This window comes from Streptomyces sp. B21-083 (assembly GCF_036898825.1).
GTDB lineage: Bacteria > Actinomycetota > Actinomycetes > Streptomycetales > Streptomycetaceae > Streptomyces.
Genome location: NZ_JARUND010000002.1, coordinates 3,838,060 through 3,863,542, shown reverse-complemented (window position 1 = coordinate 3,863,542; position 25,483 = coordinate 3,838,060). Strand labels below are relative to the sequence as shown.

At 66.0% G+C, this 25,483-nt stretch carries 27 protein-coding genes and 1 pseudogene; 14 read left to right on the top strand and 14 right to left on the bottom strand.

All coding sequences use genetic code 11. The annotated features are described in order from the left end of the window. Positions 1–36 precede the first annotated feature (36 nt). Both QA861_RS41245 and QA861_RS41240 read left to right on the top strand, forming a co-directional pair. On the top strand, positions 37–1,437 hold the full coding sequence (locus QA861_RS41245; RefSeq protein ID WP_443041643.1) for a DUF445 domain-containing protein: 1,401 nt from the start codon (positions 37–39) through the stop codon (positions 1,435–1,437). A gap of 108 nt (positions 1,438–1,545) precedes the next feature. Further along, positions 1,546–2,046: a hypothetical protein gene (locus QA861_RS41240; protein ID WP_334594021.1), complete on the top strand. Its 501-nt coding sequence runs from the start codon at positions 1,546–1,548 to the stop codon at positions 2,044–2,046. 137 nt (positions 2,047–2,183) lie between these two features. Here the strand turns inward: QA861_RS41240 and QA861_RS41235 are convergent, their stop codons facing one another. From QA861_RS41235 to QA861_RS41225, 3 genes are all read right to left on the bottom strand, one after another. After that, on the bottom strand, positions 2,184–2,495 hold the full coding sequence (locus QA861_RS41235; RefSeq protein ID WP_334594020.1) for a hypothetical protein: 312 nt from the start codon (positions 2,493–2,495) through the stop codon (positions 2,184–2,186). 87 nt (positions 2,496–2,582) lie between these two features. Next, complete coding sequence (locus QA861_RS41230) at positions 2,583–2,732, bottom strand: hypothetical protein (RefSeq protein ID WP_334594019.1); 150 nt, start codon at positions 2,730–2,732, stop codon at positions 2,583–2,585. Between the two features lie 34 nt (positions 2,733–2,766). After that, entirely contained in the window at positions 2,767–3,345 is a 579-nt protein-coding gene (locus QA861_RS41225; RefSeq protein WP_334594018.1) for a TetR/AcrR family transcriptional regulator, read from the bottom strand. A gap of 90 nt (positions 3,346–3,435) precedes the next feature. Here QA861_RS41225 and QA861_RS41220 point away from each other — a divergent pair, with 90 nt between their 5' ends. From QA861_RS41220 to QA861_RS41210, 3 genes are all read left to right on the top strand, one after another. Continuing rightward, positions 3,436–3,882 (top strand): anthrone oxygenase family protein, encoded by a 447-nt coding sequence (locus QA861_RS41220; RefSeq protein WP_334594017.1) that lies wholly within the window; start codon positions 3,436–3,438, stop codon positions 3,880–3,882. Positions 3,883–4,016: 134 nt separating this feature from the next. Continuing rightward, the gene (locus QA861_RS41215) at positions 4,017–4,715 is read left to right on the top strand and encodes a hypothetical protein (protein WP_334594016.1); all 699 of its coding nucleotides are present in this window, start codon (positions 4,017–4,019) and stop codon (positions 4,713–4,715) included. 576 nt (positions 4,716–5,291) lie between these two features. Further along, on the top strand, positions 5,292–7,922 hold the full coding sequence (locus QA861_RS41210; protein WP_334594015.1) for a valine--tRNA ligase: 2,631 nt from the start codon (positions 5,292–5,294) through the stop codon (positions 7,920–7,922). Positions 7,923–8,009: 87 nt separating this feature from the next. Here the strand turns inward: QA861_RS41210 and QA861_RS41205 are convergent, their stop codons facing one another. The 4 genes from QA861_RS41205 to QA861_RS41190 all read right to left on the bottom strand — a co-directional run bounded on the left by QA861_RS41205 (position 8,010) and on the right by QA861_RS41190 (position 9,812). After that, a complete protein-coding gene (locus QA861_RS41205; protein ID WP_334594013.1) occupies positions 8,010–8,267 on the bottom strand; it encodes an NUDIX hydrolase in 258 nt (85 codons plus the stop codon). A gap of 75 nt (positions 8,268–8,342) precedes the next feature. Further along, entirely contained in the window at positions 8,343–8,708 is a 366-nt protein-coding gene (locus QA861_RS41200) for a hypothetical protein (RefSeq protein WP_334594012.1), read from the bottom strand. Between the two features lie 105 nt (positions 8,709–8,813). Continuing rightward, positions 8,814–9,272 (bottom strand): UCP032817 domain-containing protein, encoded by a 459-nt coding sequence (locus QA861_RS41195; RefSeq protein ID WP_334594011.1) that lies wholly within the window; start codon positions 9,270–9,272, stop codon positions 8,814–8,816. A 132-nt stretch (positions 9,273–9,404) separates the two neighbouring features. Beyond that, positions 9,405–9,812: a DUF6415 family natural product biosynthesis protein gene (locus tag QA861_RS41190; RefSeq protein WP_334594010.1), complete on the bottom strand. Its 408-nt coding sequence runs from the start codon at positions 9,810–9,812 to the stop codon at positions 9,405–9,407. Positions 9,813–10,042: 230 nt separating this feature from the next. Here QA861_RS41190 and QA861_RS41185 point away from each other — a divergent pair, with 230 nt between their 5' ends. From QA861_RS41185 to QA861_RS41170, 4 genes and pseudogenes are all read left to right on the top strand, one after another. Beyond that, a complete protein-coding gene (locus tag QA861_RS41185) occupies positions 10,043–10,300 on the top strand; it encodes a hypothetical protein (RefSeq protein WP_334594008.1) in 258 nt (85 codons plus the stop codon). Further along, entirely contained in the window at positions 10,275–10,808 is a 534-nt protein-coding gene (locus QA861_RS41180) for a DUF6879 family protein (RefSeq protein ID WP_334594007.1), read from the top strand. Before QA861_RS41185 ends, QA861_RS41180 begins: the two co-directional genes overlap by 26 nt. 23 nt (positions 10,809–10,831) lie before the next feature. After that, positions 10,832–11,680 (top strand): helix-turn-helix domain-containing protein, encoded by an 849-nt coding sequence (locus QA861_RS41175; RefSeq protein ID WP_334594006.1) that lies wholly within the window; start codon positions 10,832–10,834, stop codon positions 11,678–11,680. Positions 11,681–11,846: 166 nt separating this feature from the next. After that, positions 11,847–13,018, top strand: a pseudogene (locus QA861_RS41170) (serine hydrolase domain-containing protein). 72 nt (positions 13,019–13,090) lie between these two features. On the opposite strand, the gene QA861_RS41165 reads toward QA861_RS41170, so the two are convergent. Both QA861_RS41165 and QA861_RS41160 read right to left on the bottom strand, forming a co-directional pair. Next, positions 13,091–13,291: a DUF397 domain-containing protein gene (locus tag QA861_RS41165; protein WP_334594005.1), complete on the bottom strand. Its 201-nt coding sequence runs from the start codon at positions 13,289–13,291 to the stop codon at positions 13,091–13,093. Then, complete coding sequence (locus QA861_RS41160; protein WP_334594004.1) at positions 13,291–14,136, bottom strand: helix-turn-helix domain-containing protein; 846 nt, start codon at positions 14,134–14,136, stop codon at positions 13,291–13,293. The genes QA861_RS41165 and QA861_RS41160 overlap by 1 nt, the downstream gene beginning before the upstream one ends. A 203-nt stretch (positions 14,137–14,339) precedes the next feature. On the opposite strand from QA861_RS41160, the gene QA861_RS41155 reads away from it, so the two are divergent. Continuing rightward, entirely contained in the window at positions 14,340–15,002 is a 663-nt protein-coding gene (locus QA861_RS41155) for an ATP-binding protein (protein ID WP_334594003.1), read from the top strand. A gap of 4 nt (positions 15,003–15,006) precedes the next feature. Here the strand turns inward: QA861_RS41155 and QA861_RS41150 are convergent, their stop codons facing one another. Then, positions 15,007–18,168 (bottom strand): DEAD/DEAH box helicase, encoded by a 3,162-nt coding sequence (locus QA861_RS41150; RefSeq protein WP_334594002.1) that lies wholly within the window; start codon positions 18,166–18,168, stop codon positions 15,007–15,009. A gap of 147 nt (positions 18,169–18,315) precedes the next feature. Here QA861_RS41150 and QA861_RS41145 point away from each other — a divergent pair, with 147 nt between their 5' ends. Beyond that, positions 18,316–19,161: a DUF6602 domain-containing protein gene (locus QA861_RS41145; RefSeq protein WP_334594001.1), complete on the top strand. Its 846-nt coding sequence runs from the start codon at positions 18,316–18,318 to the stop codon at positions 19,159–19,161. Positions 19,162–19,183: 22 nt separating this feature from the next. On the opposite strand, the gene QA861_RS41140 is transcribed toward QA861_RS41145, so the two are convergent. Continuing rightward, the gene (locus QA861_RS41140; RefSeq protein ID WP_334594000.1) at positions 19,184–20,299 is read right to left on the bottom strand and encodes an SRA domain-containing endonuclease; all 1,116 of its coding nucleotides are present in this window, start codon (positions 20,297–20,299) and stop codon (positions 19,184–19,186) included. Positions 20,300–20,472: 173 nt separating this feature from the next. Here QA861_RS41140 and QA861_RS41135 point away from each other — a divergent pair, with 173 nt between their 5' ends. After that, entirely contained in the window at positions 20,473–20,784 is a 312-nt protein-coding gene (locus QA861_RS41135; RefSeq protein ID WP_334593999.1) for an NIPSNAP family protein, read from the top strand. A gap of 116 nt (positions 20,785–20,900) precedes the next feature. On the opposite strand, the gene QA861_RS41130 is transcribed toward QA861_RS41135, so the two are convergent. Together QA861_RS41130 and QA861_RS41125 are read right to left on the bottom strand one after the other, a co-directional pair. After that, positions 20,901–21,686: a DUF4253 domain-containing protein gene (locus QA861_RS41130; protein WP_334593997.1), complete on the bottom strand. Its 786-nt coding sequence runs from the start codon at positions 21,684–21,686 to the stop codon at positions 20,901–20,903. Positions 21,687–21,785: 99 nt separating this feature from the next. After that, positions 21,786–22,691: a LysR substrate-binding domain-containing protein gene (locus QA861_RS41125; RefSeq protein ID WP_334593996.1), complete on the bottom strand. Its 906-nt coding sequence runs from the start codon at positions 22,689–22,691 to the stop codon at positions 21,786–21,788. Positions 22,692–22,770: 79 nt separating this feature from the next. Here QA861_RS41125 and QA861_RS41120 point away from each other — a divergent pair, with 79 nt between their 5' ends. Both QA861_RS41120 and QA861_RS41115 read left to right on the top strand, forming a co-directional pair. Then, complete coding sequence (locus QA861_RS41120) at positions 22,771–23,532, top strand: helix-turn-helix domain-containing protein (protein WP_334593994.1); 762 nt, start codon at positions 22,771–22,773, stop codon at positions 23,530–23,532. Positions 23,533–23,617: 85 nt separating this feature from the next. Further along, positions 23,618–24,145: a DUF6584 family protein gene (locus tag QA861_RS41115; RefSeq protein WP_334593993.1), complete on the top strand. Its 528-nt coding sequence runs from the start codon at positions 23,618–23,620 to the stop codon at positions 24,143–24,145. Positions 24,146–24,231: 86 nt separating this feature from the next. Here the strand turns inward: QA861_RS41115 and QA861_RS41110 are convergent, their stop codons facing one another. Continuing rightward, complete coding sequence (locus tag QA861_RS41110) at positions 24,232–25,452, bottom strand: serine hydrolase domain-containing protein (protein WP_334593991.1); 1,221 nt, start codon at positions 25,450–25,452, stop codon at positions 24,232–24,234. Positions 25,453–25,483 lie beyond the last annotated feature (31 nt).

The window sequence follows — 25,483 nt, the reverse complement described above, 5'->3', positions numbered from 1 at the left end:
GGACAATGTGTGAGGGATCACTGAACGGTGGAGCGAATGGAACGGACGAGAACAGGATCGAACGGCGGCACCGAGGAGACCGACGGGACTGCCATGACTGACGGCGGGCAGCGGCGGACCCGCGCCGCGCCCGCCGCGTCTGTCGCCCCTGCCGGTACGGACCCGCGCCGCGCCATGACCGCCTTCGGCCCCGCCGACGAGGAGCGCATGCGCGGGGTGCGCCGGATGAAGCTCACGGCGACCGGGCTGCTGCTCTTCGTCGCCGTCGTGTACGTCCTCGCCAAGTGGGCCGGTGAGCAGGGCGCCGGTGCCTGGACGGGATACGTCGCCGCGGCGGCCGAGGCGGGCATGGTCGGCGCGCTGGCCGACTGGTTCGCGGTCACCGCCCTCTTCCGTCATCCCCTCGGCCTGCCCATCCCGCACACCGCGATCATTCCCACCAAGAAGGACCAACTCGGCGTCTCCCTCGGCGAGTTCGTCGGCGAGAACTTCCTCTCCCAGGATGTCGTACGGCAACGGCTGCGGGCCGTGGGCATCGGCAGCCGCCTCGGTACGTGGCTCGCCGAGCCGGAGCACGCCGACCGCGTCACGGCGGAGCTGTCGGCCGCCCTGCGCGGGGCGCTCACCGTCCTGCGCGACTCCGACGTCCAGGCGGTCGTCGGCGAGGCCATCACCCGGCGGGCGGACGCCCAGGAGATCGCGCCCGGTATCGGCAAGATGCTGGAGAAGGTCGTCGTCGACGGCGGCCACCGGAGGGTCGTCGACCTGGTCTGCGTACGCGCGCACGACTGGCTCGTCCTGCACGAGGAGGAGGTCATGGGCGCCGTGCAGGGCGGCGCGCCCGGCTGGACGCCCAAGTTCGTCGACAAGAAGGTCGGCGAGCGCGTCTACAAGGAGCTGCTGCGCTTCGTCACCGAGATGCGGGATGCCCCCTCCCACCCGGCGCGCGGCGCCCTGGACCGTTTCCTCACCGACTTCGCCTCCGACCTCCAGTCCGACACGGACACGCGCGCGCGTGTCGAGCGGCTGAAGACCGAGGTCCTGGGGCGCGGCGAGGTCCAGGATCTGATCGCGTCCGCCTGGACGGCCGTACGCTCGATGATCGTCTCGGCGGCGGAGGACGAGCGCAGTGAGCTGCGGCTGCGCGTCCGGGCGTCGCTGCTGTCGCTGGGGTCGCGGATGGCGGTCGACTCCGGGGTGCAGAACAAGGTGGACGGCTGGGTGGAGGGCGCGGCGGTGTACGTCGTGACGACCTACCAGGGCGAGATCACCTCCCTGATCACGGACACGGTCGCGGGCTGGGACGCCGAGCACACGACGAAGAAGATCGAGGCACACATCGGCCGTGACCTGCAGTTCATCCGTATCAACGGCACGGTGGTCGGCTCACTGGCGGGGCTGCTGATCTACGTGGTGTCGCGGACGGTGGGGGTGTAGTCGGGGTGCAGCCGGGGGTGGCGCGCTGCTGAGTACCCGTACCTGAGTACGGATACCTGAGTACGCGTACTCTGTCGGACCGTCTCCGGACAGGTGACCCTCGTACGTATGACCGAGATAACGGGGAACGGCACCACCGGCACCACCGGGAAGCTGCTCGGGCCGCTGCGGACACGTCCCTGGGTCGAGCGCTGGCTCACACGGGTGTTCGGCGTCGCCGTCGCTTCGGCGTCGTACGTCGTCTGCGTCCCCTGGGATCTGCGCAACCGGGCGGAGGCCTCGGGTTCGACGCAGGAGACGACCCCGGTGACGGGCGTCGGGGTCGCCGCCCTGGGCGTCCTGCTGCTGCTCCTGGCCGCCTACTTCGGTCACCGGGACCGCCGGGGCTGGCCGCTGCTCCTGATCGCGGCCCCGCCGGCGGCCCTCATGTACGTCTCCCTGAGCACCCAGCCGGGACCACCCGACGGCTTCGCCAACGCCTGGCCCCTGACCTGGGCGTTCTTCACGCTGGTGATCGCGGCGGGGGTACTGGTCGCGGCGGAGGTGGGGCGGGCGTACCGGGTGGAGGAGGAGTCGATGGAGGGCTTGGTGTCGGCCGGGCGGCGGTGAGGGCCGCATACGGTCCGGAGGGCCGGATGGGTTCCGAGTAGGCCGCAGGCCACTTGTAGGGGCGCGGGGAACTGCGCGCCCAGCCACGACGGCGCCGCACGAGACCGACACCCCCTCACGGCGTGTCCGCGGAGCGCCTAGTGCCGGTCGGCGACGGCCCAGGAGGCGAGGGCGACTGCTCCGGCGACCCCGAAGACGGCGGGCCAGGCGCCCACCTTCTTGGCCAGCGGGTGCGATCCGGCGAAGGCACCGATGTACGCGACGGTCAGCGCCCCGGCGGCGGTCACGCCCGCCTGCTCGCGCCACCGCTGGGCGGCGACGGTCCCCGCGACGGCCAGCACGGTCCCGCCGAGCTGCCGGCTCCGGCTCCAGCGGGCGACGGCGTACCCGCCGACGAGCCCGCCGGCGGCCACGAGCGCCGTGGGAACCTTGGTCTTCGCCAGAGCCATGGTGGTCTGCCTCCCGCTAAGTCGTGTCGAGTTGGGCCGAGCCGAGCCGAGTCGTATCGAGTCGTGTCGGAGTCGTACGGGGCGAGGCTAACCCGTGGAGCCGGGTTTCCCGTTCGCCGGGGTGGCGGCGGCCCGGCGGGCGCGCAGCTCGGTCTCGTACCCGGCGCCGATGGCGCAAAGCACCCCGGCGAGAGCGAACCCGAACGCGCCCGTGAGTGTCCGCTCCGCCTGTCCCACCGCAGTGCTCCGGCTACGTGGCTGCTGGCCGGTGTCAGACCATGGCGAGCCGGTCCACCAGCAGCCTCACCCGCCGCTCGGTGTCCTCCGGCGGCAGCCGTCCCGACCGGGTCAGGGTCGCCACCCCGTGCAGGGACGCCCAGAACACCTCGGTGAACAGCCCCGGGGCGACGCCGTCCCCGGCGACCTCGCCGAGGCACTCCAGCAGCGCGGCGAAAGCGTCCTTGAGAGGTTCCGGGGTGTCCTCCTGTGCGTACGGGAGGCCGCCGTCGAGCTGGAAGATGGCGTCGTAGACCGCCGGGTTGCGTGCGGCGAAGTCGAGGTAGGCGCGCGCGAGGGCGGCCACCCGCTCGCGCGGGTCGTCCACGGCGGCGGTCGCGGCCCGCACCGCCGCGGCCATCTCTGTGGCGCCCTGGAGGGCGACGGCGCCGATGATCTCGCGTTTGCCGCGGAAGTGGCTGTAGAGGACGGGCTGGCTGTACTCGATGCGCTCGGCGAGCCGGCGGGTGGTGACCGCGTCCCAGCCCTGCTGCTCGGCGAGTTCACGGGCTGTCGCCACGATGAGGCGCTCACGCTCCGCCCGTTCGCGTTCCTTGCGTTCCTGTACGGACATGATCCGATTCTAGCACCGCTAGACAATCGAGCGGCAGCAGTACTAGCGTTGCCTCATCGGCTAGCACCGCTAGATATCGAGAGGGTCATCATGCTCAACGCACTCGAGGTCGTCACCACCGTGATCGTCGGCGTGATGGTGGGGGTGGAGTTCTCCGTCGCCTTCGTCATGAACCCGATCCTCAACGCCCTGCCCGAGGACAGTCGCCAGCTCGGCCACGCCCACGGGGGCCGGATGCTCGGCGCCGTGATGCCGGTCTGGTACATCGGCTCGCTCGTCCTCGTCGCCGTCTGGGCTGTCGCCGGATGGCACCACTCCGGCACCGGCCTCGTCGTCACCGCCGGCGCGCTGCTGATCCTCAGCGTGGTCATGTCGCTCCTGCTCCTCGTCCCGATCAACAACCGGAACAAGACGTGGACCCCCGAGAACCGGCCCGAGGACTGGAAGGAGCAGATGAACCGCTGGCTGCGCTGGCACTACGTCCGCGTCGCCGTCATCATCGCCGCCTTCGCCCTGCTGGTCACCGCCCTCACCTGACCCCACGGGCTCACCCGCCCGGTCGCCGACTCATGAACGGTCCGTTGCCCGAGCGAGATCAAAGGCGGCGCCGGTCACGGGGCAAGGGCGCGTTCGGCCTGGGTTGCCGTCTCACGGCCCGTTACTGTGCGTGGATGTCAAACGCGCGTACGTACGGCAGTTACCGCACGGGTGGCCTGTGGGCCGCGGCCGGGATCTCGTTCGGTGCGGTGATCGTCGGCTCGGCGCTGGCGCTGTTCGGCATGTTGGAATTCGACGAGCGGTGCTCACAGGGTCTGGTGACCGGCCCGGGCAAACTGCGGACCGTACGGAATCAACCCTTTCCCCCGGCCACCGTCTGCGAGTTCGAGCACGGAAACGTCACCTCCGTCGGAGGCGGGCTGGTACTTGGCGGGCTGCTGTGGCTCAGCATGCTGGTCCTGGTCGTGTGCCTGTTCCTGGCCCTGGTCGCGGAGTGGTTCGAGCCGCGGCCCGGCAGTTCCCTGGTAGCGCCGACCTCCAGGGCGGCGAAGCTGCGCCGTACAGGGGTGGCGCTCTTCGTGACCGGCTCCGTGTTCCTGATGTTCTACGCCCTGGCCGGCTGGAAACTGCTGGCGGGCCCCTCTTCGGCCTGCTCGGCAGGCGCGGACTGGGGAACCAACCCGCCGAGGACGTTGGAGTACAGCTTCCTTCCTCCCCAGGCGACCTGCCAGTTCACCAGCGGCCTGACGCGCCGGATGAACCCGGACTGGGTGGCTTCCCTGGCAACGGAGTTGGCTGTTCCGGCGCTGGTCGCCGGGGTGGGGTTCACGCTCGCGTGGCGGCGATGGCGTGCGGAGAGACGTGAGGTGTGAGGCGTGAGGCACGCACCGTCTCAGTCCAGGAGGCGGCGCCACCGCCTATCGGGCACCAGCCGTTCTCGAAGGCCAGGAGTACTCGCTCACGCCGCTGATCATGACACGCGTCGACTGCTCCGGGACGGGGGCGGAGGTACTGGTCGGAGATCGCCGGAGCGCTGTTCGGAACGGCGCGCAAGCCCGCCGCGGGCTGCCCATGTGGAAGGTCTGCGTGGCGATCCTCGCCTACCGGTGCGTCACTCTCGCCGCCGAAGGCACCGGCTTCTCCGTGCAGCTCACGTACGACCTGGTGGTCTGGCTGCCCAGCCGGACCACCAGCCGCGAGACGGCACCAGCAGGCCGACGGCTCGCTTCTGCTGCCGGAACCCCTCGTCAGGGGTCGGAGAAGACTCCGGGCGCGTCCCGAGTTGCCATCCTGCTCAGGCGGAGGGGTAGGCTGAAAACGGTCGCACGAGAGCGTTCTTGGTCACACTTGGACTGCCTTCGTGCGGCCGCTTTCATGCCCTGGCCACTCCCCGCGCGGGGGTAAAAGTCCGGCGAGGGCAAAGACCCCGGGCCCCTAGAATGGCCGCCGTGACCGACAATACTCAGCGCCCCGACAGCGGGCCGAACAGCTCCCCCGAACTGCCGACTCAGTACGCGCCGGCCGAGGTAGAGGGGATGCTGTACGAACGCTGGGTAGAACGGGGTTACTTCGAGGCCGACGCGAAGAGCGACAAGCCCGCGTACACGATCGTCATCCCGCCGCCGAACGTCACCGGATCCCTGCACCTGGGCCACGCCTTCGAGCACACGCTGATCGACGCCCTGACCCGCCGCAAGCGCATGCAGGGTTACGAGACGCTGTGGCAGCCGGGCATGGACCACGCCGGAATCGCCACGCAGAACGTGGTCGAGCGTGAGCTTGCCAAGGAGGGCAAGTCCCGCCACGACCTCGGGCGTGAGGCTTTCGTCGAGCGTGTCTGGCAGTGGAAGGCCGAGTCCGGCGGTCAGATCGCCGGCCAGATGAAGCGCCTCGGCAACGGTGTCGCCTGGAGCCGTGACCGCTTCACCATGGACGAGGGCCTGTCCCGGGCCGTTCAGACCGTCTTCAAGAAGATGTTCGACGACGGCCTGATCTACCGTGCCGAGCGCATCATCAACTGGTGTCCGCGCTGTCTGACGGCCATCTCGGACATCGAGGTGGACTACCAGGACGACGACGGTGAGCTCGTCTCCATCAAGTACGGCGAGGGCGACGAAACGCTCGTCGTCGCGACGACCCGAGCCGAGACCATGCTCGGTGACACGGCCGTCGCGGTCCACCCCGACGACGAGCGGTACGCGCATCTCGTCGGCAAGCGGATCAAGCTGCCGCTGACCAACCGGACCATCCCGGTCGTCGCGGACACCCACGTCGACCCGGAGTTCGGCACCGGCGCAGTCAAGGTGACCCCGGCCCACGACCCGAACGACTTCGCCATCGGCCAGCGGCACGACCTGGAGTCGCTGACCGTCATGGACGAGCGCGGTGTCATCACCGTGCACGGCCCGTTCCAGGGACTGGACCGTTTCGAGGCCCGGTCCGCGATCGTCGCCGCGCTGCGCGCCGACGGCCGGATCGTCGCCGAGAAGCGGCCGTACGTCCACTCGGTGGGCCACTGCTCACGCTGCAAGACGACGCTGGAGCCGCGGCTGTCCCTGCAGTGGTGGGTCAAGGTCGAGACCCTCGCCAAGGCGGCCGGTGACGCGGTCCGCGACGGCCGCGTGAACATCCACCCTTCCGACATGTCCCAGCGGTACTTCGACTGGGTCGACAACCTCAACGACTGGTGCATCTCACGTCAGTTGTGGTGGGGCCACCGCATCCCGGTCTGGCACGGCCCGAACGGCGAGACGGTCTGTGTCGGCCCCGACGAGCAGCCGCCGACCGGCGAGGGCTGGACCCAGGACACGGACGTCCTCGACACGTGGTTCTCCTCCGGCCTGTGGCCCTTCTCCACCCTCGGGTGGCCGGAACAGACCCCCGACCTGGAGAAGTTCTATCCGAACTCCGTCCTCGTCACCGGATACGACCTCATGTTCTTCTGGGTCGCCCGCATGATGATGTTCGGCCTGTACGCGATGGACGGCGAAGTCCCGTTCCGCACCATCGCGTTCCACGGCATGGTGCGTGACGAGTTCGGCAAGAAGATGTCGAAGTCGTTCGGCAACACCGTGAACCCGCTGGACTGGATGGACAAGTACGGCTCGGACGCCGTCCGCTTCACTCTGGCCAAGGGCGCCAACCCCGGTACGGACGTGCCGATCGGCGAGGACTGGGTCCAGGCGTCGCGCAACTTCGCCAACAAGATCTGGAATGCCACCCGCTTCGCGCTCATGAACGGCGCCACGATCGAGGGTGACCTCCCGCCCGTCGAGAAGCTTTCCGCGACGGACCGCTGGATCCTGTCCCGGCTCAACGCGACCGTCGCCGAGGCGGACGCCTACTACGACGACTACCAGTTCGCGAAACTCGCCGACTCCCTCTACCACTTCGCGTGGGACGAGGTCTTCGACTGGTACGTCGAGCTGTCCAAGACCACCTTCTTCGAAGGCGGCGAGCAGGCCAAGGTCTCCGGCCGTGTCCTGGGCGAGGTGCTCGACGTAACCCTGCGCCTCCTTCACCCGGTCGTCCCGTTCGTCACCGAGACCCTCTGGACGACACTGACCGGCCGCGAGTCCCTCGTGATCGCGGACTGGCCGACGGACAGTGGCTTCCGCGACCCGGCCGCCGAGGCGGAGATCGACAACCTCCAGAAGGTGATCACGGAGGTCCGCCGCTTCCGCTCCGACCAGGGCCTGCAGCCCGGCCAGAAGGTCCCGGCCCGCCTGGACCTGTCGGGCACGCAGCTCGCCGCCCACGAGGCCGCCATCCGCCAACTGCTGCGCCTCCAGCCGGAAGGCGACGACTTCAACGCGACCGCGACTCTCCCCGTCGCCGGCGCCACGGTCGCACTCGACCTGTCCGGCACGATCGACGTCGCGGCCGAACGCAAGCGCCTCGCCAAGGACCTCGCCGCAGCCGAAAAGGAGAAGGCCCAGGCTGAAGGCAAGCTCGGCAACGAGGCGTTCCTGGCCAAGGCCCCGGACAACGTGGTCGACAAGATCCGCACCCGCCTCGCGAAGGCGGAGGAGGACATCGCCCGCCTCCAGACCCAGATCGAGAACCTGCCGCCTGCCTAGCGGCGCCAGCGCAACGAAGATGCCCCGGACCGTTGGTTGGTCCGGGGCATCTTGCCTGAGTACGAGGTGGTTACGGGATGGCCGGGCTTACGCCGCTGTTTCCGGCGCCGTTCCATGTTCCAAATACGCGGTGACACCGTTGGCACGAGCCTCGATGCCAGCGGTGATACGGCGTACGAGGCGGAGGATGGTGAGTTCCGGCAACTCTCCGACGTCGTGGTAGGCGTAGCCGCGGAGTTCGTTGGCCTGCAGCCCAATGCGCCGACATTCGTCCGTGGTGAGGCGGCCTCCGTCGAAGAGATAGAGGACTTTGTCTTCCTCTCCCGGGTTCGGTGCCCAGTCCACGACGAGCAGGTTGCCGATAGCCGGCTTGATACCCAGCTCCTCCTGGACTTAGCGCACACAGGCTTGGCTGCTGGTTCAGGGAATCGGCAGGGTGATGCGGCCGGTCAACAGGACGTCGTGGTTCGCGAACAGCGCGTCGAGTTCGTAGCGCCGACGGATGTACGCCGTCCAGGCCGCGTTCGGCAGGTTCGTGTACGTCGTGACCATGCGCGCGCGACTGGCCTGGGTGAGGATCCACCGGGCCCGATCCCCGTCGGCGGCGCGGCTGCCCAGGTCGCGGGCCAGCCGCCACAGTTCCTCCCCGTCGCTGTGTTTGTCGACGACGGTGACGAGCCCGATGTTGCCCAGGCCGCGTTCGTCGCCGGACTGAGTGGTGTAGGCGACGGTGAGGCTTTCGAGGGGAAAGATGGTCACGCGGCTGGTCGCGGTCAGCTCGGTCATAGGCACGGGAGCCAGTCCGTTTCTGGTGACGGCGGCCGGGCGGGTCCTGCCCGGAAAGCCAGGAGAAAGCGGCCCGCCCGGCCGAAGGCGGATGGGGAATGCAGGTCAGCAGCAGGGGCCGTCACCGCAGCATGAGGGAGGGTTACAGTCCGCAGCCGTGCCCCACAGACGCTCGTCGACCTCGAAGCCTGCTGCCCCGATCCTTCCGACGACGTCGGTCATGAGTCCGCGTGTACGGGTCTTGCTGTTCGGCTGATGGTGGAGGAAGTAACCGAACTGCTCCTGGCACCAGTTGGCGTACCAGTCGGTGTGCAGGATGAGCGTGTGCCAGCCGGGGTCGACCTGCTGGGACGGTGCCATGGCGGCCCCCGAGCGGGTCGTACCCATCACATGGACCAGAGCGAGGGCCTGGTCCATGACACGCTCGGCGACGCAGCGCTCGAAGCCGTACTCGTCGGCGCAGAACGTGGCGAGCATGGCGAACTCGGCATCGGTGACCAGGGAGCGACCGACGCGGGGCTTGGTAGCAACGGCGGTGTTCAGCACGGGAGTTGGGCAGAGCATGGACTCACCTCACGGTTTGAGGGCCTTGGGCCCTTGCGGTAGCCGTCCTCCGGAGTGCCGAATACCTGGGCGTGCCCCGGGGGAGCGGCGTCTTGCTGCCCGCTGCGCGGGCAACGTGGGACGGGAATGCCGTCACGCTTCGCAGTGCGCTGGGTGATGAATCAGGCTCTCGAAGTGGTCGCACAGGGCGTGCAGGACACGGGCGAGGCGCCGCGCATGGGCGACGCCAGCGCTGACTCCCGGGTGCGGATTGACGCGCAGTTTCCCCCGCGCCTCGCCGACGCACGCGAGAGCGCAGTAGCGCGGGATCTCGTTCTCGGGGATTCTCAGTGCCGCCTGCTCGACCTTGGGAACGAGGAGTTCCAGGTACGTGCGGAGCTTGAGGACGAGCGTGCCCAACTCGGCATGAGGCGGGGGAAGTGCGCCCGGGGCGGAGTCCGGCTCCAGTAGCCGATGTGCCAGGTGCCGCATCGCCTCAAGATCGGGCGGTACGCGCTCCCGGCGTTCGCCGGAGTGTGAATGGGCTGCGGCTTGCCTCACGTTGGCGCTCCTCAGCGGTGTTGGTCACGCCTCGGGAGGACTCACCACCTCTCCGGGGTTCCTGTCGTGGTTCCGACGTTATGGGTGCGGCACGCACGAGAGCCAGCGATGTGCACCAATGTGCGTAAGGCATGTTGAAGAGCAGCTTGCTGACTTCGCACCCTTGACAACCTGTCGCTGAAGACTGACTCTGGTGCACATCGGAGCACGGCGTCACACGGAGGGCAGCCATGGTTTTACAGTTCATCGGGATCGACCCGGACACAGGTAAGAACGGGTCACCGACGGCGTGGGTGGATCTGGAGACCGCGGACATCGTGCTCCAGAGCTACACGGCCGACGACGAGACGCGGATCCAGTGCGTGGAGAACACGGCGCCTGGGCACACCAAAGGGATTCCCGCCCACGAAACAGTGATCCGCATCCCCGCGCGTCTGGTGCCGCTACTGAGGGAGGCATGCGATGCCGCAGAACGTTCCCAGCTTTGACGAGCTCATGGAAACTGCACGGAGCTCGGCCGTGCATCTCGAAATGCGCGACCAGTACGCGGTCGGTGACGAAGCGGGCGACTTCGATACCTGGCTCAGCGAAGGCCGACGTGACGTCGACCCCGCCTCCGAATACTGGGCGCCGTGGGTCGACATGATCTCCCGCGCGGTCACTCGCGGAGTCGTCGTACGGCGTGCCCGCATCGTGTCCGAACCGGCTACCGACTACATCCGGTACGAGTACGCCGGAACCGCTGTCAACGTGCGGGCGGGCGAACAGGTGCGTTGGCTGCCCCGGCGACGGACAGCCGACCTGCTGCTGCCGGGTGCCGACCTGTGGATCTTCGATGGGACGCAGGTCCTCTTCAACCACTTTTCCGGGGACGGCGACTGGAGTGATCCGCCCATGGAGTTGCGAACCGAGCCAAGCATCGTGAAACAGTGCTCGGACGCGTTCGAAACAGTCTGGGAGCGCGCAGTCCCGCACGACGAGTACGAGATCCGCTGACAGAAAGCAACATTGGCCGGCTCATGTCCCTCTCCCCGTCTTCCTCAGCCCAAGCCGCGCGCGAGAACGTGGCACGCCAACTGCGCGATCTGAGGAAGAACGCGGGTCTGACGGTCACTGAGCTGGCCTCTCAATGCAGTTGGCACCACGCCAAGACCTCTCGCATCGAGAACGCCAAAACACCGCCGTCGCCCACGGACATCCGTCTGTGGTGCCGCGCTGTCGGCGCCGCCGACCAGGCTCCCGATCTGATCGCGGCCTCCCAGCATGCGGAGTCCCTCTACCGAGAGTGGCGCCAGCGCGTGCGTACGGGCCTGCGGCAACTGCAGGACAGCTACGTGGACTTGTACAGGTCGACGAGTCTGCTGCGCGTGTATTCCCCGGTCCTGATCCCGGGGTTGTTGCAGACCGAGGGATACGCACGGGCGCTGCTGAGCGCCAACGCGCGACTCCTCGCCGTACCCGACGACGCGGACGATGCCGCAGCGGCACGCCTCCAACGCTCACACATCATCCACGAAGCAGGGCACCGGTTCGTGATGGTCGTGGAGGAAGCAACGCTCTACTACCAACTCGGCGACTCCGACGCGATGGCCGCGCAACTGGGCTATCTACTCACCGCGGGCGCGCTGCCCGCGGTGTCGTTCGGCATCATCCCCACGTCGACGCGTGAGCGTGCGTTGTGGCCGCAGGAGACGTTCGACGTCCACGACGACACGCTGGTGTCCGTCGAGCTGCTCTCCGCAGAAGTGAACATCACGCAGCCCTCCGAAATCGCCCTGTACATCAAGGCATTCGATCAGCTTCGTGGTTTGGCCGTTTACGGGACGGAGGCTCGGGCCTTGATTCTCAAGGCCATCGAGGCTCTGTGACGGCCATGCCCGCGCGGTTGCTCCGTACGGCTGTGGACCGTTTGCAGGAGTTCTCCGCACGGCGTGAACCGCACTTCCGCCGTGGCGTGACAGGCAATGCCTTGTACCCCGAGAGTGCGTCTCCCCGTCCCTTGGAGAGGCCGGCGAAAATGCCAGGATGGGCGGCATGACGACGATCGACGGTGAGGTCGAGGCCGGATTCGAAGCTGTAGGTGAGGCGTTCGCGGCGAACTTCGCCCGGCACCAGGACATCGGCGCGGCGCTGTGCGTGTACCAGGACGGTCGGCCGGTGGTGGACCTGTGGGGTGGGATCGCCGACCCCGAGACCGGTCGTCGATGGACGCGGGACACCCTGCAACTCGTCTACTCGGCGACCAAGGGGGCGACGGCCACCGCAGCGCATCTGCTGGTCCAGCGCGGCGCGTTGGACCTGGACGCGTCGGTCGCCAAGTACTGGCCGGAGTTCGCCGCGAACGGCAAGGCCGACATCCCGGTGCGCTGGCTGCTCTCTCACCAGGCCGGCCTGGTCGCGCTGGACCAACCGGTGCCGCTGGCCGACGCGTTGGCCTGGCAGCCGATGGTGGCCGCGCTGGCCGCTCAGCGACCCCAGTGGACTCCGGGCACCGCACACGGGTATCACGGCCGGACGTGGGGATGGCTGGTCGGTGAGGTAATCCGCCGGGTGTCCGGACGCACGCCGGGCCACTTCTTCGCCGACGAGATCGCCTCCCCGTTGGGGCTGGACTTCTCATCGGCTTGCCTCCCGGCGAACGCGACCGTGTCAGTCGCATGATCTACCAGCAGCCGGACGTCGACTTCACCACCTCGCCCCCGGAGTCGCTCCCTGAGAGACTCCGCGCACAGGTCGCCGCCTGGCGCGACCCGACCTCGCTCAGCAACAGGGCCTTCCAGGTCACCGCCCCGGCCGAGATCGACTTCAACTCACCCGAGGTGCAGGCCGCGGAACTCCCGTCCTCCAACGGCATCGGCACCGCACGCGGACTTGCCCGCATGTACGCCGCGCTGATCGGAGAGGTGGACGGCGTACGCCTGTTCACCCCAGAGACGCTGGCATCGGCGACCAAGGAGCAGGCAAGCGGGCCGGACCAGGTGATGGTGGTACCGAGCCGGTTCAGCTCCGGATACATGCTGCCCACCGAGGCCGACCCCATGACAGGGCCGAACGCCTTCGGCCACACCGGCCGAGGCGGCTCGCTCGCCTTTGCCGACCCGGAGCACGACATCGCCTTCGGCTACGCGATGAACCACATCATCGGGGGGCCCGGCGACGTTCGTGCGAGGTCGCTGGTTGAGGCGGTGCGGAGGTCGCTGACGTAAGGGTCCACGGCGCCGTCCCAGACGACGGCTGGCGGCCCGTACTGGCTGTGCACGGCTGGCTTCACGCCCTTCTCAGCCTCCCGGTCTACTGTCCCTCAACGCTCCTATGAACACCTGCCATGCCTGCCCCCGAAGAACGACCACAGGCCCTGCGTCCCGCTTCGAGTCGCGCACAAGAGCACCACTCCCCGTACGTGCGCACTCGACACACTCCGTTCCGCTGCCCCCGCTGTAAGAAGACTTGAACCACGAGGGCGCGGAGGGTGCCGTCATCAAAACTCCTTGTTTATCCGGGAGATGAGCGCTGCCGAAGACTCCAGATCGAGCGCTTGTGCGCTCAGGTATTGGAACGCCAACCTATAGCGGCCCAATTCCTGCGGCTTCTCCATGAAGAGTCCGCCGCCGAGCAGGTCTACGTAGACCACGTCCAGTTCGGGCGTTGGCCCGCGCAGAATGGCGAAGCTGCCAACTGCCGCTGCATGGGCGCCCGTTGAGAAGGAGAGAGCCTGAACGGTGATGTTCGGGCGCTCGCTCAGGGCGAGCAGGTGTTGTAGCTGCTCGCGCATGACCTCACGTCCGCCGACGTTGCGTCGCATCGCAGCCTCGTCGATCACACACCAAATGTGCGGAGGTTCATCCCGTTCGAGGAGTTCCTGCCGCTTCATGCGAATGTCCACCATGTGTTGCACTTCCCGCTCCGCGCACTGCACCTCCGAGGCTCGGTGAACGGCCTCGGCGTACCTGCGAGTCTGGAGCAGGCCAGGGATGTACATGCAGGCGTAGTGGTCTTCGCGTAGGACCTCGTCCTCAAGCGTGAGCATGAGGTTCATGGACTCGGGGATCGGGTCGGCGAGTGACCGCCACCAGCCTTGGATTCTGGCTCCCTTGGCAAGTTCTACGAGGGCTAGACGTTCCTCGTCCGAAGCCTCGTATTCCCGACAGAGGGCGTCCACGGCCGGCCACTTGACCGTGCCTTCCTTCGTCTCGTAGCGACTGAGTGTTGCCTTTGAGATGCCGACGCGTGTGCCTGCCTCCTCAAGAGTCATGCCCTTAATTTCGCGGAGGCGGCGCAGGTCGGCGCCCAGTTGGCGCCGGCGTGTGGTGGGGCCAATCGGCATGTCTCAAGTCCTTCGTGTCGATCCATCAGATCGTCCTCGTTGCCCGCACGGGTCGGCAAGGTGGTGTGCGCCGGGGGCGTGCGATGAAGCGGGTCGCTCCTTCAGCGGCGTTATGAGAGTTCCATTTTGAGAGTTCCAATGCAACTCTAGGTATGCGATCGACTGCACTGTGCGAGTCGGCGCGGGTCACGGAGGAGCCGAGTATGGACTGCACCGCCTGCATGCCCAGGAAGCCCTGGGATCTTCGTTTTCTGGCGCAGCCCGAGGAAGTAGCAGGCCTACGACGTGTACTGCGGATCCACCTGAGGCTCTGGGGTCTGGACGAGCTCATCGACTCCGCCCAACTCTGCGTCAGCGAACTCGTGGCCAACGTGATCAACCACGTTGGCCTCGGTACCCCGACCACCCTCGCGGTTTCCATGAAGGGAACCCATCTTCGGATCGAGGTCCACGACCCAGACACCCGCGCTCTGCCCACGCTCCGCAACGAGGGCATCAACTCCGAGACGGGGAGAGGCATGGAGCTCATCACCTTCGTTACTGACCGCTGGGGTGTTCAGCTCCTCGCTGACCGGAAGGTGACGTGGTGCGAGCTGTCCACCGGTCTGACCTCACCCAACGGCCACCGTGGAGGCCCCCACGTGACGAGGGCGGAGGAATGGCTCGGCCCCTACAGCTTGGCGAAGCTGCCCTCCGAAACAGGCGTAGGTCGTCTGTCCGCAGCCGTGGTGGAGGAGGCAGCGATCGTTGCCATCGCTGACCTCCTCCACTGGCTCCGGGCGCACGGCCGCGATGCGGATGACGCTTTGGACCGAGCCCAGATGCACTTCGAAGCGGAAGCTGGGGTGAGGGGCCTCTCGGCGTGAGGCGCTACCCGGCTGCGATCGCCGAGTACGTCCATACGTCCGCCGGAATTTCGTGCTTCAGCTTCCATGTGATCGCCATCGGTTTGCTGCCCGTGTGCTTCTCGTACTCGGCGGGGCCAAGTAGCATCCACGGCTGGGCACCGCCGATATCGGTGCTCTTGTAACGGCGGACGAAGAGCAAGACGTTGGTGCCCTCAGCGAGGTGATGCTGATACCGCAGACCTGTGGGAGAGGTCGCTGACGTCTGGTTTTGGGACTCCCAGTGGAAGAGAGTCTCGCTCTGTGCGTAGTCGTGATAGCGAGTCTGCGGTGAGAAGTCCTTCTCGTCCTTCTCCAATGTGATGAGGAGTGCGTCCGTCTTGATTGAGTCGCACCACTTCACGCCCTCACGGAAGTCGGCCGGCATGAAGCCGCCGATGTACGACTGTCCCAGCGCAGGAAGGATTTCCTCGCGGCTGTAGGAAGCGTGCACCGTGAGGGGGACGCTGCTTGGGCCGCCGACACCCAAGAGCGGGATCGGTACGTGCTCGGTGTGGGCGAGGTTGTACTCCAACACCTGGCGCAACTCACTGCGTACGGCGTGCTGCCTGCGCAGGGTCGCGAACCCAGCGTCGTAGTTGACGTATCCCTTGCGGACGATGCCACCCAGCGGCCACAACTGGAAGAAGAGCATGCGTGCGTATGCCCGTCCCTGCTCGTCGAGGGCGTCGTAGGAAGGAGCGTCGTCCTCCAACATCCGGGTGTACGCGGCAACCCGTAGCGGGTCGTCCACGTGGAGGAACGCCGAGACACGCTTGAGGAGGGTGGCCTCGCCTTCCGGCGCCTCGCCCTTGAGGAGACCAGAGCGGCGGAGCAGACCTGTCCACGAGTTCCCGTTGCCTCGATAGAGCTCCTTGAGCTCGCGTCCGCTCTCGTCGAGGTAGCGGCTGAGCTCCGGCTCGGCGTAGTCCGCCACCTCGCGTGCCAGGGCCGTGACGTTGACGCCGATCTGGTCCCTGATATTGGCGAGGATGGTCTTTTTGGCCTTCTCCTCAAGGAGGATCTGGCAGCCAGACGGGAGCAGTGGGAAGTCATGCGCGATGTTGTCCAAGAGCCGCTTGCGGGTCAGATTCGTCAGCGCGCGGAATTGGTTCTCGAAGCGGAACTCCTTGCGGTGCTGGCCGATGAAGTCCAGCACGGTCAGCACCGCCTTGTTCTCGGTTCGTCGGAGACCCCGGCCGAGCTGCTGCAAGAACACCATTGCGCTGGAGGTAGGGCGTAGCAGGAGCAAGGTGTCTACGTCGGGGAGGTCCAGGCCCTCGTTGAAGAGGTCGACCGAGAAGATTACCTGCAACGCACCGGACTTGAGATCGTCCAGCGCCTGCTTGCGCTCGTCGGCAGGGGTAACACCAGACAGAGCAACGGCCTTGATGCCGGTCTTTTGGAAGGTCTGCGCCATGAAGTGAGCGTGCGCGACAGAGACGCAGAAGCCCAACGCGCGCATGGTGCTGGGATCGGCGACCTTCTCCGCAACGGCCTTCAAGACCAGTAGCGCTCGCGCGTGGTTGGCGGACAGCACATCGCTCAGAGCGCTTGCTTCGTACGCTCCGCGATGCCACTTCACAGCACTCAGGTCGGTGTTGTCGCTGATGCCGAGATAGTGGAAGGGGCTGAGTAGGTCGTTCTCCAAGGCCTCCCACAGCCGCATCTCGGCGGCGATGCGGCCATCGAAGAACTCGTCCTGGATGTTCTTGCCGTCCATGCGCTCAGGAGTTGCTGTCAGACCAAGAAGCTCCAGCGGCTCGAAGTGATCGAGAATCTTCCGGTATGTCGGCGAAGTTCCGTGGTGGAACTCGTCGATCACGATCACATCGAAGTGATCAGCAGCGAGCCGGTCCAGCGCCCGTGCGTTGAGCGACTGCACGCTGGCGAAGACATGTGTCCAACGCTCCGGGATTTCACCGCTGTGTAGGGATTCGCCGAAGTTCGCGTCCACCAAGACATCTTGGTAGGTCCGTAGGGACTGCTGGAGGATCTCCTTGCGATGAGCGACGAACAGCAATCGGAGGTCACGGCCGTACTTCTTGCGTAGTTGCTTGTAGTCCAGGGCCGCCATCACGGTCTTGCCCGTTCCTGTCGCCGCGACCAGTAGATTCCGATGCCGATCATGTACTTCCCGCTCGACTTCGAGCCGCTCCAGCATGTCGCGCTGGTGTGGATAGGGACGCACTTCGAGGCCGGACAAGGTGATTCGGCGATCTGCAGCAGACGTAGCGGAGGTGCCTCCGGCGATCGCCAAAGCTTCCTGGAGCCGAGCTCCGTCGGCTTCCGGGTCGTACATCTCGAAAGACGGATCGCTCCAGTACGACTCGAACGTTGCCTCAAACTTCCGCAGTACGTCGGGCGTCGCGATGGACGACAGCCGGACGTTCCACTCCAAGCCATCGAGCAGCGCGGCCTTGGAGAGGTTGGAGCTGCCGACGTACGCGGTGTCGTATCCGCTTTTCCGGCGGAACAGCCATGCCTTGGCGTGGAGTCGCGTCGACCTGGTCTCGTAGTTGACCTTGACTTCGGCGTTGAAGTCCTGCACCAGCCGATCTAGCGCGCGCCGCTCGGTAGCTCCGATGTACGTCGTCGTGATGACGCGTATCGGCACGTCTCGCTCACGGGCAGCGTGTAGAGACTGCTCGATGATGCGCAGGCCGTGCCACTTCACAAAGGCGCAGAGCAGGTCGACGCGGTCAGCTGTAGCGAGTTCGGCACGCAACTCGAAGCCGAGGCTGGGGTCGTCGGGCGAGTTCGTGATGAGCGCGGTGTCGGAGAGGGGGATACCTGGGCGAACGGCAAAGACACCAGGAGCCTCCTGCCGTGTCAGCGCCAAGAGTTGGCGAGGACCGTCTGCCACCAACTCCACCCATTCCTGGGCTCCTTCGAGAGTGCTGATGGACTCCAAGATGTGGTTCGTCGCGTATACCCGCTCCTCGGCGGGGATGCTCTGAAGCACGCGGCGCACCGTCCGGGCGATGTGTCTTGCCAGGACATGGGGAGCCGACTCGTCTCCCACCGCGTCGCTCACGAGATGCCACCCGAGGCTCGCGAACTCCTTGAGCTTCTGCTCGAAGCGCACCGTGATGAGCTCCTCGTACACACCCACGGCGGGCTGCACGAATTCCCCCGACTCAGACACTCTGGCTCCCTTGATCGCTCAGCAGCTGACTCATGTGTAACAGAGGGCAGTGACAGCGCGCAGGCGATGACCGACTGCTGGATGGGGGAGAGGAGCGAGTTGCCGTTGCAGCTGCACTGACCTGTTGCGCTACTCTAGAATTATTTTATGGATCAAGAGAAACTTGGAAGAATCCTCAGCTCGGTCGCCATGCGGATGCGTGCGGACTTCGAGCAGTCAAGGAATTTCAGCCACAACGGCGAAGCAGGAACTTCTCGAGAAGCTCTTATTCGGGAGTTTCTCGCCAGCTATCTACCATCTCATGTGGAACCTATACATAACGCCGAAATAGTGACCGCTTCAGACGAGACATCTCCTCAGTGCGACATCGTTCTCGCAGATCGAGGAAGTCCACCTTTCACCACCTTGAACGGGTATCGAATCCTCCCGAACGAGTGCGTCTACGGCGTTGTCGAAGTGAAGACCAAATTAGACAAGCAGCAGCTCGTGGACGCGTGCAATAAAATTAGCAAACTGCGACGTCTGTCGAAAGATTCGTACCGTCCGACGCCAGGACTTGTACCACGAAAGACGCTGGCCTATGGGAAAATCCACGACTTCTTCCCGACCTCTGGGATCGTCGTTGCTTTTGATAGTCTCAAATTGGAGACGATTGGCAGTCACCTCATGGAATGGTGTCAAACCCGACCGCCAGTTGAATGGCCTGACAGTGTTTGGGTGCTAGGTAAGGGTCACCTGCAGTGGCAGAACCCTGATAATTTGCTTCTAGAGCGCTCACCCGGGCCAGGGTATCTGCTTGCGCAAATCGATACGGATGCATCTCAGGACATCCTGTTGGCTCTTGCGTTACACTTGAACATTCACTTCTCTGATGCGTGGATGAATCCTCTTGACTTGGTGCCGTATGCGGGAGCCACTCGTCTTGGCGCCATTTCACGTCGATGGCGTATGACTCCCGCAGGCAGGCCGCTCAAGATGCTGGAAGGGTCGTGAGGGGGAGGAGTCTACGGTTTAGTTAGTCGGTTGGTACCGACTCCCCTATGAAGCTGCCGTTTTCCGACCTGTAAACTATTTCCACTCCGTACGTTTTGCACAGGTCGAACATGTCCAAGTCGGGCTTCGCGGGGAGAAGAATGACGCGCTTAGGTGCGTCTGGATGCTCCTCGGTTCGCACATAGCGGCTGTAGTCTAAAATTTGCCCCAGAGCCATTCTTACATCCTCGCGTGTACTAGATCCCTTAGCTTCGTAAAGTACATGCTCCGTTGCGTCATACAGATCTGTCCTGAGAGTGGATGTAAGCCCTTTTACTTTTATCTGGAATGCGCCCGTCTTGCGTCCGACCTCTTTAAGGTGAGCTATGTAGGTACGGGTTAATTCGGCCTCATGGCGCACGGCGATATGGGCTGCTGTCGACGAGCGGAGGCTCATCTTCTTGTTGAATTCCTCTGATACCACGAAGGTGCCGCTGGTGGCGGCATTTTCGGCAGCCTTTTTTAGGGAGCTTGCCTTTTTCTTGCGCTGGTTGGAAACTGGCAATGTCCCAGTGGTCGCAGGGTCGCTATGGAAGTTAGCCGCAGTGACTATCTCGAAGGGGACGAGCTCCCAGGTGGTCTCTGGTGCGGCGGGGATTGAGTTCTTCGACGAATACTGGAATTCGCCGTCCGGCCGAAGACGAAAAACAATTACATTGCGTTCCTTGTTGTCGCTTCCGTGCACTCTGCGCCACACGTAAGGTTCTAGTGCATCCAGCGTAAATTCCCCGATGAACTGATGCGTCTTCGTGCCGCTATTGGGAATCAAGCCTACCTGTGTGAAAACTCGTAACGTACGGTCTTGTTCGGCGTGGCGCAGTATGGCTCGATTTCCTGCACCTGCGGTACCTGCAAATGTCTGGTTGCCGGACTTCCCTGCCCCGGTGTATTCAAAAATGGGCCCCAGGTCGTCTTCCTCGGCTAGCCAGCCATCGTAGTACCCGTTGAGTTCTCCGACGGAGGGGTCCGAATATAGGTTGACGCTCCGCTTTTCGACGGATGGGCATATTCCGCCCTGCCCGCTTCCTCCGAACACCGGCATAATCTCAGCGCGCGTGCGCACATCTCCGGGAACGATCGCGCTATCCGTGGTCATCATGACATGACCCTAACAACTTCCAGTAATGTCTTTGAGTGGGTGGTGGCGATGATGAGCGAGCACGCAAGTTTGCGGGGTCTTCCAGGAGCCGATGATGCGGAGTCAAGTCCGCCTCAGTCGCGATGCAGCCGGACCGGCCGACGCCCAATGAGACCTCGGCGCATCATGTACGCATGATCACCATTCACCTGACCTACGAGATCGACGCCGACAAGATCGATGACTTCGAGGAGTACGGACGCCGCTGGGTAGGGCTCGTCAACCGGTTCGGTGGGACGCACCACGGCTACTTCCTGCCCAGTGAGGGTGACAGTGACATCGCCTACGCCCTCTTCTCGTTTCCCAGCCTCGCCGCGTACGAGCAGTACCGCACCGACAGCGTGTCCGATCCGGAGTGCCAGGAGGCGTTCGAGCTTGCTCGGCGTACGCGTTGCATCAAGCGGTATGAACGCCGCTTCCTCCGCCCGCTCGACGGCGTTTCCTAGGGCTGGGACCAGGACTGCTGCTGGGGCCCTCCACCGGCCCTACGCCTTGGCGTTGCGCATCAGTCAGCGGCACACCCGGGCCAAACGAACGAGGCAGCGCAGCCCGGCGGTCATTCCTAATCCCACCAGAATGACCAGGAAGTCCGTCCCACGAGGTCCGTCGCGTACTCGGGGAATGGTGTGGGCGGGTCGTCGACGATGTTGTCCGCGGTCGACAGCACGTGCTCCAAAGCGAGGAGGTTCGCGTGCTCTGCTTCAACGGGAGGTCGCGCGACCGATACGTGCAGCTCGCTGCCGAACACCGCCACCACCTGGGCACCGAAGCGGTCTTCCCAGCTCCGCAGGAGGGCACACAGCAGAGGCAGGGGCGCCTCTGCGGACCAGCCGATCAACGCCAGGGCGTCGCTGCCGCGATGGGCGGGGACGAGAACGAGGCAGCACTCGTCCAGCCCGAACTGGCCCGTATCCATGAGCCCGGCCAGCAGGCTTGACGCACCCACCTCCGGCGTCGGGGCTGCGGACGTAGCCGGCATCTCCGGTGTCAGGCCCGGCCACTGTTCGAAGGGCGGTCCGGGGTCGTGTGGCCACGGCTCGACTTCCTCAGGTACCGGGTCCGGCGTCGGATCCGTCCAGAAGGGCAGCCTCCTGCGGCGGTACTCGGCGAAGTCAGTGGCCAGTACATCCTCCAGGCGGACCCTGTCGACGTGGTCCAGGTCGATCGGTCTTCCCATGGCGTTGGGCCAGAAAAGGAGCGGAACCAGGCCCCGTGCTTTCTGCTCGCTCAGCAAGCGAGGCCAGAGCCGTTCAATGTCTTCTGGGAATTCGTCAGAGACCCATATGTCTGTGGAACCACGCGACAGGAATCGGCCGGGAGGCAGACCATCGGGCAGGGTAAACGACATGGTCGCACCGTAGACCGTGGTGCCGACATGTGGTTCCGACAGTTCAGCCCCCGCAGGGACAAAGGATGCTCCCACGATCAGCGATCCAAACGAAGCGGCCTATGGCTGGGACAGCGGAAGTTGCGCCGCCCCGCGCAGCGCCTCGACGACGGCGTTGGTCGTCGGGTTCCCGGCGTCCGTCCGACGTGTCGCGGCGAACAGCTCGCGGTGGATCGGGTGGTCCTCGATGGGTGACGTACGGATTCCGGGTGTGGTCGGGTCGATGGCCGTCCGGGGGATGAGGGCGGTGGCGAGGCCGGCGCGGGCGAGGGTGAGTTGGGCCGCGATGTCGGTGGTGACGTACGGAGTTGAAGGGGTGAACCCCGCCTGGTGGAAGGCATGTTGGATGGCCTGGCCGCAGTCTGTGGTCGGAGGCGGCACGACCAGGCGGTGGGTGGTCAGGTCCCTAAGGGATGCGGGGCGTTCGCCGGGGTGGTCCGTCGCGGTGACGATCAGCAGGGGATCGTCGAGCAGACGGTAGGTGTCGACGCCCCGGGGTGTGGCATCGGGGACGTGGTGATACCGCTGGCCGAGGACCACATCGACGGTGCCGAGCGGGAGTTCGCGTAGTTGCGCCTGGTCGGTGACGAGACAGGTGACGGTGAGCTGCGGATGTCGCGAGGCCAGTGCGGTCAGCGCGGGGGCCACGATGCGGGCCACGGTCGACGGCAGCGCGGCGAAGGTGATGGTGGCGCCGACCGTGCCCTTGGCCGCGGCGACCGCGCTCTCGGCCTCCTGCACGGCGTCGAAGATCCGGTCGGCGTGTTCGACGAGTACCCGTCCCGCCTCGGTCAAGGCCACCGTGCGTCCGTCGGGGCGCAGCAGATCGACGCCGAGTTCACGTCGTAGTGCGGTCAGCTGTTGGGAGACGGCCCCGGGGGAGAGGGCGAGGGACTGGGCGGCGGCGGCGATGGAACCGCGTGCGACGACGGTCTTGAGCATGTGCAGGCGGCGGATGTCCAACATGACTCGATAGATTAACTGATGTGTCGGCTGAGGAAACATCTTCTTGTTCTGCTGGGTTGGGGTGCGCGACCTTAGGCCCATGGAGATCTTCGACTGCATCGACGCGGTGGCCCGGCCCATCCATGACTTCGGTGACGAGTTCATGTCCGACGAGGTGACCAGCGGCATTGGTCTGCGCGCCGGGTTCCCTCCAGGGCGCGGGTTCTACTGCCGGGGCCGGTTCGGGGTGCTCGGTGAGGTGCGGGTCCCTGTCGTCCAGGCCGTTCAGGGGTTTCTCGGCCCCGGTCTGGTTTCCGCGGGCTGGTCGGCGGGACGGGACGCGATGCCGGCCGGGGACGCCGCCGACTGTTACGCCCAGGCCGTCCGGCAGTGGGGGCGCGCTCATATCCCTGGCAACGTCGACGTGGAGCACTTCAACCGGCTGGCGCAGCAACTGATCGACGCCGCCGACGCGGACGCGCTGCCCTTGTTCGCCGGCTGGCGTGCGCAGCCGTACCCGGACGATGACCCGGTTGGCGCGGCCATGCAGCGGATACACGTGCTGCGCGAGCACCGGGGCGCCTGCCACCTGGCCGCTGTACGCCTGTGTGGGCTGACCGCCCAGGCGGCCATGGTCATCAATCTCGGCGTCGACCAGGCAACCCACTACGGCTGGCCGCGACCCCAACCCGTAGACGCAGCCTTGTTCCCTCAATGGCAGCGGGCCGAACGACTCACCACCGAGCTGCAGGCATCGCTCTATGCCGTCCTGACCGGCCAACAGCGCGCCGAATTCGCCCAACTTGTCAGGGAGCTGGCCATCTTTCCGACTCTGGCCCGACACGGCACACCGGCGCCGTAGGAGCGCCGCTTTCTCCGACCGCTCGACGCTGCTGGGCAAGAAAAGTAGGTCGACGCAGATCAGTGCGGTGGCAGATCATGCGTTCATGCCTCTCAGAGAGACCCTTGCCCGAGTCGACGCGGACCTGGCCGCCGGCCGGGTTCCCGTCGCGCGGCAGCGTTTGCGGGGCCTCGTCTCGGCCTTTCCGTACGATCTGACGCTCCGTCGGCGTCTGGCCGAGGTGTACCGGCTCTACGGTGACGCCGCCGAGGCCGGACGCTGGATGTACCTCGAAGAGGACCGCGACGCTGACGAGACGGCCGCTTTCGAGGCACGGTACGGCCGTGACGGGGAGCTGATGAAGGCCCTCGCCTGGCGCGGCCCCGAGGCGATGGCTGCCACCGCCTTCGCGGAGGGTCAGCTTGTCGCGGTGCGGATCGCCTGCGCCGAGGGGCTGGGGCACCCCGTCGCTTGGGACGATCCCGCCTCCTACCGGGACGGCCTGGAGGAGGAGTCCGAGGAGCCCTCCGGGCCGTGGTCGGTGAGCGGTGTGCTGGCGGGCGTCGGCTGCCTGGTGGGGGCCCTTGCGTTTCTTGCGATCTGGGTGATTGGAGTCGTGGCTCTCTTCGACTGAGTCAGGGCACAGGGGGCGGTGAGGGGCGCCGCGCAAGGTGAGCTCACCTCACCGGGCCCCTGAGTCACCCGCCCCCGGCCACACCCCTACTGCGGCGAAATCGCCCCGTCGTACACGTTCCCCGGCGTGACGATCTGTGTGATCGCCCGGGCGAAGAGCGTGGACGGTTCCTGGCCCCCGCTGCTGGCGTCCGTGTTGGTCATGATGACCAACGTGGCCTTCTTCGAGGGGAGATAGACGGTCACCGTCTGGTAGCCCGGGATGGAGCCGTTGTGCCCGATCCATCCGCCCGTCCTGAAGATGCCGAGGCCGTAGCTGAGACCCGGGACGCCGGTCGGCAGGGTCTTGAGGCGCTGGGCCTGGGTCTCGGGGCTGAGGAGTTTGCCGGTGGCGACGGTTTTCGCCCAGCTGCGCAGATCGTGCAGGTCGGAGATCATCGCCCCGGCCGCCCAGGCCCAACTGGGGTTCCAGTCAGTGGCGTCGGCGGTCGCTCCGCTCAGCGTCTGGTCGGTGTAGCCGCGCGGATGCGGCTCGGGGAACTCGGCTCCCTGCGGGAACAGCGTGTGACGCAGACGAGCCGGCCGCAGCACCCGCGCGTCGATGAAGTCGGCGAGCCGCTGACCGCTGACCTTCTCGATCACCAGGCCGAGCAGGACGAGGTTGGTGTTGGAGTACTGGAACTCCGCGCCCGGCGCGAAGGTGTTCTTGTGCTTGAAGCCGTACGCGAGTACTTCCCGAGGTGTGAAGGAGCGCTTCGGGTCGCTCAGCAGGGCCTGGACGAAATCCGGATCCGAGGTGTACGGGAACAGGCCGCTGCGCATCTCCGCGAGCTGACGCAGCGTGATGCGGCGACCGTCCGGCACGCCGTGGACGTAGCGGGAGATCGGGTCGTCCAGCCCGATTCGGTGGTCGTCGACGAGTTCGAGCAGCGCGGTGACGGTGAAGGTCTTGGTCTCGCTGCCGATCCGAACATAGCCGTCGGTGGTCATCGGCCGGCGGGTGACGGTGTCGGCGACGCCGGTCGCGCGGACGTAGCTTCCCTTGCCGGGCATCCACACTCCGACGGCGACACCGGGGACGCCGGCCTGTCGGCGGACGTCCTCGATCGCCTTGTCCAGCCGGTCGGTCACCTCCGAACCGAGACCGCCCGGCGGGCAGTCGTCGGGATGGTCGTGCCGGTGGTGCTGGTCATGCCTCTCGGCCGTCGTGGCCTGGCCGGCCGCCGCGGGGATCGCTGCCGTCGGGACCAGCGCGAACGCCATGAACAGCGTGGCGGCGAGCATCCGGCGGTGGGGGGTACGTCGCATCTGGGGGCCTCTTCCAGTCACGGGCTCGGAC